Below are 8,403 nucleotides of genomic sequence, written 5' to 3' on the forward strand. Positions count from 1 at the left end.
ATCGCGGAGTGCCCCAGATTGGACTGGACCAAGGGTGCCGTCAAGGGGGAGCCGGTTCGGGCGTTACCGGAGTCAGGTCCGGGGCATGGCCTCGTATCCGATCGCGATCATGGCCGCGTCGTCGTCCAGCTGCCCGCCCACGTACCGCAGCAGATCGTCGCGGAAGCGGTCGATGAAGGAGTCGGGGTCGCCCTCGGCCCACCCCGTGACGCGTTCCGCGAGCGGGTAGAAGGCGCGCGAGGCGTCACGGGCCTCGGTGACACCGTCGGTGTACAGCAGCAGGAGGTCGCCGGGGACGAACCGGAAGCTGTCGATGTGATAGCGCGGCCGCGACAGGGCCCCCAGCCCCAGCGGGGGAGCGGGCGACGCGGCGTCCACCGTCTGCGGCCGGCCGTCGCGCAGGACGACCGGCGGGGGATGCCCGCAGGAGACCATGTGCACGCGGTCGTGCCGGTCGGGGATGTCCAGCACGGTGGCGGTGATGAACGACTCCCCGGGCCCGTCCGGCTCGGGCAGTCCCCAGGACACGCTTTCGTCCAGATAGGCGACCAGTTCGTCCAGGCTCACCCGGTGCCGGGCCGCGGCGTGGAACGCGCCGAGCAGCAGCGCCGCGTCGCTGACCGCGCTGACCCCCTTGCCCCGGACGTCACCGATGATCAGCCGCGTCCCCGACTCGGTACGCGCCGCCGCGTACAGATCCCCGCCGATCTGCGCCTCGGCCTCCGACGCGAGGTAGAGCGAGGCAGCGCGCAGCGGCCCGAGCCGCCGGGGCAGCGGGGGCAGGACCACCCGCTGGACCGCCTCGGAGACGTACCGCACCTGCTCCAGCTCCCGGGCGCGGCGCTCCCGCAGCACGCAGAAGACCACGAGGCACACCCCGACCAGGGCCAGGGCGACGATCTGCGCCTCGTGGTTGGCCGAGAGCAGCTCGTCCGGATCGCGCAGCACCCCGACCGCCGTCTGCGCGATCACCGCCAGCGCGGCCACGAAGCCGACCGCCCGGGGGCCTCCGATCGAGGGGGTGATCGCCGGGGCCGCCACGAGCAGCGGGCCCAGATGGATGTCGGGCGGTGCGAATATGTCCACCAGGAAGACCGCGATGATCCAGCCGATGGGGACAGCGAGCAGTGCCCGGCCCGCTCGCAGCGGCCGGCGGCGTCTTTCGGCGTGCTGCGCCATGTCTCCTCTTTACACCGCACCCGCCCGGCCCGCACCGGCAGACGCACGGGCCGGGCCGGGCGGGGCGCGCTGTGTCAGAGAAGGGTGACGGTGAGCAGTCCCGTCTGCTGGGTGATGGTGGAGCCGAGGCAGTCCAGGAGGCTGAGACTCGGGTAGACGGCGACGCGTTCGGACACCGAGCCCACGCCGTAGCCGGCGGTGACAGTGCCGGTGGAGGTGACGATCTCCTGGTTCACCGCGTGGACCACGGTGGTGACGGGGTAGGTGATGGTGCTCGTCCGCCCGTCGGACCAGTGGTAGGTCACGACGTTCTGCACGAGGGTGTCGCCGAGTCCCTGGGCGAGGCAGCTGACTTCCTGGTCGAAGACGGTGTGGGCGGTGCCGGAGGCGAAGGGGCCGCCGCAACTGCCGCCACCGGCCGTCCCGAGCTTCTCCGTGACGCTCTGCGAGGTGGCGCGGGGGAGCGGGCCGAGCGGCGGGGAGTAGTCCACGGTGACGGAGCCCGTGCACAGCAGCGGGCTCGTTTCGTCCGCCGAGGCGGGGGCGGCGGTGACGAGGGCGCCGGCGAGAGCCAGGGCCCCCGCCAGGGACGCGGCGATGGTGCGCATGATGTTCTCCTCGGAGGATCGGTCCCCCGGGATGTCCGCCGCGCGGCCGGGTGACGTAACTGTCCCCTTTCGGGATGATCGTCATGCGCGCGACAATCCAGGTTCATACATGTGCAGACCGGCCCACCCCGGGAACTCATCGGCGCGGCAGGCCGAGGGGCTGTGCCCGTGACATCCGGACACAGCCCCTCGGCACGCCGGCTCAGGAGAAGACGACCGACCTCAGCAGCAGTCGGTCGGAGGCGCCCTTGCCGGGCGGCAGGACGTAATAGGTGTCGCCCGCGCAGTCGGCGTCGAGGAAGACGATGGCGGTCGCGTCCGTCAGATTCCTGGGCGCCCGGGAAGCGGCCCCCGGCACGGAGGCGGGCGCGTCCAGGTTGACGCACCGGCCGCTCTCGGGGTTGTTGAGGAAGCCGACGGCGTCGTACCCGTCCTCGGTGGTGTAGGAGTACCGGAACTGACCGGTCGCGGCCGACGCCGAACCGGGCACGGCGACGAGAAGCACGGCCGCGCCGGCCGCCGCGCCGACGGCCTTGGTGAGAGAGCGAAGAGACACCGGGGATCGTCCTCTTTCTGTAGTCCTGCGAGTCGGTGCCAGGCATGCCCGCCGCCGCCGGGGAGCCAACACGGCTTCCCTCGATCGGGGGCCGTCGAATCGATTCTCCCAGGGCGAATGGCCCATTCCTCCGCAGGCGTTGGCCCGCCCCGCCCCACGCCGGGTCGGAGCGTGATGCGAGCGTGGGGGCATGACTACTGACGCACCGGCAGACGCACGGGTCACCCGGGCATGGGCCCAGATCCTGGAATGGCTCGCCGAGTACACCCCGCCGTCGTACGCGTCCCTCCGGGCCGGCGCATCCGACGACGAAACAGCCGCGCTGGAAGCGGCCTTGGGCGCCGAGGTCCCGGACGAGCTGAAAGCGCTGTGGCGGCTCTCCGCCGGTGAGGACGGCGTGAACGGCTCGGGGCTGATGCTGGGCGACTGGGCACTGATGCCGCTCGACGCCGTGGCCGACGTCCACCGGCGGCAGATGGAGATCGAGAAGGGACTCGGCGAGGACGGCCCGGCGTTCTGGGAGCCCTCATGGATCCCGTTCTGCTCCTGCGGCCCCGACGACACCGTCTCCGGCCTCTATCTCGACGGCCGGACCGGCGAGGTACACCGCTGGACCCGATACGAGGAGCGTGAGCGGGAGTACACGTCGCTGCCCGCCTACCTCGAACTCATGGCGATCAGCCTGGAAGCCCCCTTGACGGCGGCGGGCCCGGAGAAGCCCGGCATGCTGAACGGCGCCCTGGTGTGGGGACCGCCGGACGGTGAGGGCGCCGACCAGTGGGTGCGCCACCTCGGGCAGGCCCCGCCGCGCCACCCGGCCAGGACCCTCGGCGCGATCAGGGACGCCCTGCCCGGCGACGAGCGCGACGCGTTCGACGCGCGACGCGACGCGCTCGACCTGACCGACCCGGAGGCCGTCGCCGGCTTCCTGGACCGCTGGTGGGGGCGCGCCGTGGAGGTCCAGGAGGAGTTGGAGGACGAGGTCGCCTCCGCGCTGCGCGGCAACATCATGGCCCGGCCGGGGCGCGGGCTGGCGCCGGAGTACGAGGCCGCGTTGCCGCCCGCGATACGCCACAGGCCACCGTCCTTCGACGACATCCGGACCGCCCTGCGCCACGAGAGCGTCCGCGCACGGTTCGGCCACGACCTCCTGAACGCGATCCCGCCGCACTTCCCGGCGCTGCTGCTGCGCTGGTGGGACATCGCCCGGCTGATGGCCGACCCCCGGGGCGACCGGGCCGTCCGCGCGGTGGTGAGCGGCCGCCACGGTGCCCGGCAGAGCCGCTAGCCGGAGCCGTCCTGCGCGACCGCGTGCCGCCCCCGTGCCCCGCGTCACCCGGGAGAGCCCGAGGGCGGCCGTGCGCACCGGGGTGCCGGGCCCCCGGTGCGCACGCTCCTCCCCGAGGACGACATCGCGGCCGCGTACGCCGTGCAGCGGCTGCACGGCGTACGCCCGCCCGCCGAGGACCGGTGCCTCGCGGGCCGCAGGATCGGTCCGACCGGTGATCCGGCCTCGGCGTACCGGCCGCTCAGGGCACTTCTCTGGCCGGTTACGCCCTCACGCCGCAACTCCCGTGGCCGTTACATTCACCCCGACCTGACTCGTACATCCGAGGGGGAACACGTAACGATGCGAGACATACGCTTACGCTCCGGCAGCCGCACCGCCGGTCTGCTCATCGCGGTGACCGCCGCGGCGGCGACCCTGGCGGTCACCGCGATCGGCCCCGCGGCGGCCGCACCGGCCGCCGCGGCACCCGCCGGAGCGACCTCGCCCCAGCCCGGCGACGCCTGTACGGCGGCGGACCTCGGCACCCGCCACCCGTACGTCAAGAGCACCGAAGTCTCCCCGACGATCACCCACTTCAAGGGCTGGTACGTCACGGAGGGCACCACCGGCGAGCAGTCCGTCACCACCACCACGGCGACCACCATCACGGTATCCGTCGGCCTCGACGACAAGATCGAGGCGAGCTTCGCCGTCGACGCCCTCAACAAGGCCGGCGTGACCGTGGGCCTGAGCGTCAAGATGGAGTCCTCCACCACGAACACCGTGTCGACCGCGGTGACCTGGAACTTCAACCAGCCCGGCTACTACGGCGTCTACAAGGGCACCAAGAAGGTCACCGGCACCTACGGAAGCCTCAACTGCAACCGGGCCCAGCAGTCCGACGGCAGCTGGGCGCTCCGGTGGGCCGAGGGCCCCGGCAGCGGGACCTTCACCACGTACACCACCCTCGAAGAGGGCGCCGTGCGCTGCCAGGACCCGGTTCCGGCAGGGAGCATCATGGCCAAGGCGCAGAGTCTCCTCGACTGCGGCTCGACCACCGCGAAGGCCGCGCACCCGGCGGGTGCGGTCGCGCCGACGGCGCGGCAGCGCCAGGACCGCGCCGCGCAGCCCGCGGCCGAGCGTCCCCGGGCCGCCGCGCAGGCCGCCCTCGACTGCCAGTCACCCGTGTACAAGATCGAGGTACCCGGAAAGCCCCTGTCCTGGGGCGCACCGCTTCTCGCTGACGACGGCGTCCGTCTGCGGCCCTCCTCCATCTTCAGCGCCCACCTGGACAACTGGCGCCTGTGCAACGTGACGGAGAGCAACGGCGTCCTCGAAGCGACCTTGTGGAACTGGGGCAACGGCGGCTGCGCGACCATCGCGGAACCGGACGCCTCCACCGAACGCGCGATCCTGACGACGGCCTCCTGCACGGAGGACGACCTCCAGCGGTTCTACATCTACCGTGACGTCCCCGGCAGCACGTCGATCGGCGTCCAGAACAAGTACACCGGCTCGATGATGGGCCACGACCGCTACGCGGACGGCGAGTTCATACGCCAGTACTCCAGCGGCAGACAGGACGGTACGGGCACGTACGACTTGACCGGGGTCTGAACCCCGGCCACGCCCATCAGTGTCCAGCGAGCGAAGCGAACATCGCCGCTGCGGCTCCGGTGAGGAGGATCTGCAGGAAAGCGGTCACCCAGTAGCGTCGAAGGAGGAGGAAGCCGCCGCTCAGGACTGCGGTGCTCAGGACGATCCACGCTGCGCGTCGTGCCTCCGCAGGGGCGGCAGCAGCATAGACGGGGTCGTCGTAGCTTTCCGACCACCCCGTCATTGCGTAGCGGAACAGCAGATAGCCGACCAGGGCCACGTCCACGATGAGCCATACGCATCCGGCCGCGACCTGAAAGCCCTTTGACGGCTCGTCATGCCGCACACGCACCACTTCCCACCCCGCCTCGGCCCCGTGTGAGCCCCCGGCGCATCGTGCCCGCGCACCAGTGCACCGCGCATGAGTACGGCTACTCAGGGCTGGCGTCCGGTCAGCGCGCCTCGGTACGCCTTTCGAGGAGGGTGCCCTTCCGCAGCGTGATCGACATCAGATCGCTGGGTGCCTCCAGCTCCAGGCGGTGCCAGCGGCCGCGGGGGACGATGACGGCGGCGCCTGCCGGCAGCCGCACCACGTCCTCCGCACCATCCGGTGCTTCGGGTCGGAGGTGGAGGCGGATACCGCCGGTCAGACAGCACACTGCCTCCTCGGCCTCCGGGTGCATCTCCCAGTGGTCGGAGTGCACATCGGCGTCGGTCTCGACATGGAACGTCGCGATCTGCCAGGCGCCGGAGTCGCTGCTCGTCATCTGCCGTGCGGCGGCCCGGAGATCGCCGTTGGGGTGGAAATGCAGCGCGGAGGCGAACAGATCGACGGTCGTGGTCGTCATGAGGAGGTTCCTTCCAACTGGTTCTCGATGGTTTCGGTGGACCGCCGGACGGGGGCGACCGTCCGGCCGTGCGGCAGCACCCCGATGGCCACCGCGGCCGCGAGTACGAAGATGGCGGCGGCCACGGCCAGGCCCAGGGCGTAGCCGTCGTTCAGTGCGACGGGGTCCGTGGTCGGGCCGGTGTGGTGCGCGGCAAGGGTGGCCAGGGCGGCCAGGCCGATGCAGCCGCCGAGTTGGCGGGAGCTGTTCATCAGGCCGGAGGCCATACCGGCCTCGTGCGGAGCGACGCCCGTCGTCGCGGCCGCCGCGACCGGGGCCAGGACCAGCCCGGCGCCGACGCTGGTCACGAGGGACGGGCCGAGCACGTCGGCCAGGAAGCTGCCGCCGGGGCTGATGAGGGCGAACCAGGCCAGGCCCGCCGCTGCCAGCAGCGCACCGGGCACGAGGGCCACCCGGGGCGTACGGGAGGAGGTCAGACGGGTGGCGACGACGGTTCCCGCGACCAGGCCCAGCGAGAACGGCAGGAACGCGGCGCCGGTCGCGGCGGCTCCCATGCCGAGGACCTGCTGCATGTACAGGGACACGAAGTAGAAGGCCGTGAACTGCCCGGCCGCCGCCAGGAACACCAGCACGTTCGCCCCGGAGACCCACCGGCTGCGCAGCAGCCCGAGCCGCAGCAGCGGCGCGGCGACCCTCGCTTCGGCGAAGACGAACGCGCCCAGCAGCAGGGCCGCGGCGGCGAGGGTCGTCCAGGTGGCCGGGGCGCCCCAGCCCAAGGTGTCGGTGCGGACGACCCCCAGGACCAGCAGCCCGATGCCGCCCGTCGCCAGGACTGCGCCCAGCGTGTCCAGCTTCTCGCGCCGGGCGGGCACGGCATCGGCCGGGACGCCGGCCGGAACGAGCGCGAGAGCCGCCGCGACGATGGGCAGGTTGATCAGCATGACCCAGCGCCAGCCCGCGTACTCGGTCAGCAGCCCACCGGCCAGCACGCCCAGTGCTCCGCCCGCGGCGGTCACCGCGCTCCACACCCCCAACGCGCGCACCCGCTGCGGGCCTTCGGTGAAGGTGGTGGTGAGCATCGCCAGCGCGGCCGGCGCCGCCGCGGCCGCACCCAGGCCCTGGCCGGCGCGTACGGCGATCAACTGCCAGGGCTCCTGGGCCAGTCCGCCGACCAGCGAACACAGACCGAAGACGGTCAGCCCCAGCACGAACATCCGGCGGCGGCCGTACAGATCGGCGGCACGGCCCCCCAGCAGCAGGAACCCGCCGAACACGAGCGCGTACACGTGCACGACCCACGACAGGTCGAGCGGCGCGAATCCCAGCGCCGAGCGGATCGCGGGCAGGGCGACATTGACGACGGACATGTCCAGGGCGACGACGAACTGGGCGACGACGGCGGCCGCGAGCACCAGGCCGGGCCTCCCACGAGAGTTTCTATACATGTATAAAAATGTAGCGCCGGGATCCGCTGTTGTCGACGGCTGAGGAATGATGGGGGCATGGCGCAACCATCCGCAGCACGCAGAACCCCGGGCCGGCCCCCCCGAATCTCGCGCGAGGCGATCATCGGGACGGCCCGCAGGATCGTGGAGGAGGAGGGCGTGAACAGGCTGACCATGCGGCGACTGGCGACGGAAGTCGGCAGTACGGCCATGGCGCTCTACCACCACGTCCGCGACAAGGAGGAACTGCTCGTCCTGCTGCTGGACGACTACGCGGTCCGCGCCCTGCACCGCCCGGAACTCTCCGCCGACCCTCACGAGCGGGTCGTCGCGGCCGCCACAGCCATCCACGAGGCGCTCGCCGCCTGCCCCTGGATCGTGGAGGTGCTGACCGCCGACGACTTGATGTCGAAGAGCGCGCTGTGGTTCGTGGAGCAGATCGTCGACGGCCTGGTCGAAGGCGGCCTGTCCCTGGACCGGGCCGTGCACGGCTACCGCGCGATCTGGTACTACACCGCCGGGGAGATCGTGGTGCGGAGGACGGCGGCCCGGCGGCGTGCGGAGGACGACCGTGCGACGTACCGCGAGGAAGTCTTCTCCGGTCTCGACCCGGACGAGCTCCCCCGCCTCGCACAGTCAGCGGAACGCTGGGCCCCGCTGACGGCCGAGGATACTTACCGGGACGGCCTCAACGCCCTGGTGGAGGGGCTGTTGGCCGGGCGTTGAGGGGTCTCCCGAATCCCTGGGCCGTGTCCGGAAAGTCCCGTCTGGCCCGCGGGCGTACGACCGGACTTTCCGGACACGGTCTAGGCAGTTTCTTTCGGATCATCTTGCTGACCAGATGTAGATGGCGGCGATGTGGAGTCCGGCGAGGTAGATGGTGGCGGTCTTGTCGTAGCGG

9 protein-coding genes are annotated in these 8,403 nt (G+C 71.7%); 3 read left to right on the forward strand and 6 right to left on the reverse strand.

What is annotated here, in order from left to right; all coding sequences use genetic code 11:
• Positions 1 to 72 precede the first annotated feature (72 nt).
• The 3 genes from ACFZAT_RS24960 to ACFZAT_RS24970 form a co-directional block, all read right to left on the reverse strand.
• Entirely contained in the window at positions 73 to 1,179 is a 1,107-nt protein-coding gene (locus ACFZAT_RS24960; RefSeq protein WP_391267225.1) for a SpoIIE family protein phosphatase, read from the reverse strand.
• 74 nt (positions 1,180 to 1,253) lie between these two features.
• A complete protein-coding gene (locus ACFZAT_RS24965; RefSeq protein ID WP_391267228.1) occupies positions 1,254 to 1,787 on the reverse strand; it encodes a hypothetical protein in 534 nt (177 codons plus the stop codon).
• Between the two features lie 202 nt (positions 1,788 to 1,989).
• On the reverse strand, positions 1,990 to 2,343 hold the full coding sequence (locus ACFZAT_RS24970; protein ID WP_391267230.1) for a hypothetical protein: 354 nt from the start codon (positions 2,341 to 2,343) through the stop codon (positions 1,990 to 1,992).
• A gap of 190 nt (positions 2,344 to 2,533) precedes the next feature.
• On the opposite strand from ACFZAT_RS24970, the gene ACFZAT_RS24975 reads away from it, so the two are divergent.
• Entirely contained in the window at positions 2,534 to 3,631 is a 1,098-nt protein-coding gene (locus tag ACFZAT_RS24975; RefSeq protein ID WP_391267233.1) for an SMI1/KNR4 family protein, read from the forward strand.
• A gap of 342 nt (positions 3,632 to 3,973) precedes the next feature.
• Positions 3,974 to 5,230, forward strand: coding sequence for a hypothetical protein (locus tag ACFZAT_RS24980; RefSeq protein WP_391267235.1), 1,257 nt, complete (start codon positions 3,974 to 3,976; stop codon positions 5,228 to 5,230).
• A gap of 16 nt (positions 5,231 to 5,246) precedes the next feature.
• On the opposite strand, the gene ACFZAT_RS24985 is transcribed toward ACFZAT_RS24980, so the two are convergent.
• From ACFZAT_RS24985 to ACFZAT_RS24995, 3 genes are all read right to left on the reverse strand, one after another.
• Entirely contained in the window at positions 5,247 to 5,555 is a 309-nt protein-coding gene (locus ACFZAT_RS24985; RefSeq protein WP_391267237.1) for a hypothetical protein, read from the reverse strand.
• Positions 5,556 to 5,661: 106 nt separating this feature from the next.
• Positions 5,662 to 6,057, reverse strand: coding sequence for a cupin (locus tag ACFZAT_RS24990; RefSeq protein ID WP_391267240.1), 396 nt, complete (start codon positions 6,055 to 6,057; stop codon positions 5,662 to 5,664).
• A complete protein-coding gene (locus tag ACFZAT_RS24995) occupies positions 6,054 to 7,502 on the reverse strand; it encodes an MFS transporter (RefSeq protein WP_391267242.1) in 1,449 nt (482 codons plus the stop codon). The genes ACFZAT_RS24990 and ACFZAT_RS24995 overlap by 4 nt, the downstream gene beginning before the upstream one ends.
• A gap of 57 nt (positions 7,503 to 7,559) precedes the next feature.
• Between ACFZAT_RS24995 and ACFZAT_RS25000 the strand changes: the two genes are divergently transcribed.
• The gene (locus tag ACFZAT_RS25000; RefSeq protein WP_391267246.1) at positions 7,560 to 8,228 is read left to right on the forward strand and encodes a TetR/AcrR family transcriptional regulator C-terminal domain-containing protein; all 669 of its coding nucleotides are present in this window, start codon (positions 7,560 to 7,562) and stop codon (positions 8,226 to 8,228) included.
• The last annotated feature ends 175 nt before the right edge of the window (positions 8,229 to 8,403 follow it).

The sequence above is a fragment of the Streptomyces sp. NPDC008163 genome (assembly GCF_042956885.1).
Lineage (GTDB): Bacteria > Actinomycetota > Actinomycetes > Streptomycetales > Streptomycetaceae > Streptomyces > Streptomyces drozdowiczii_A.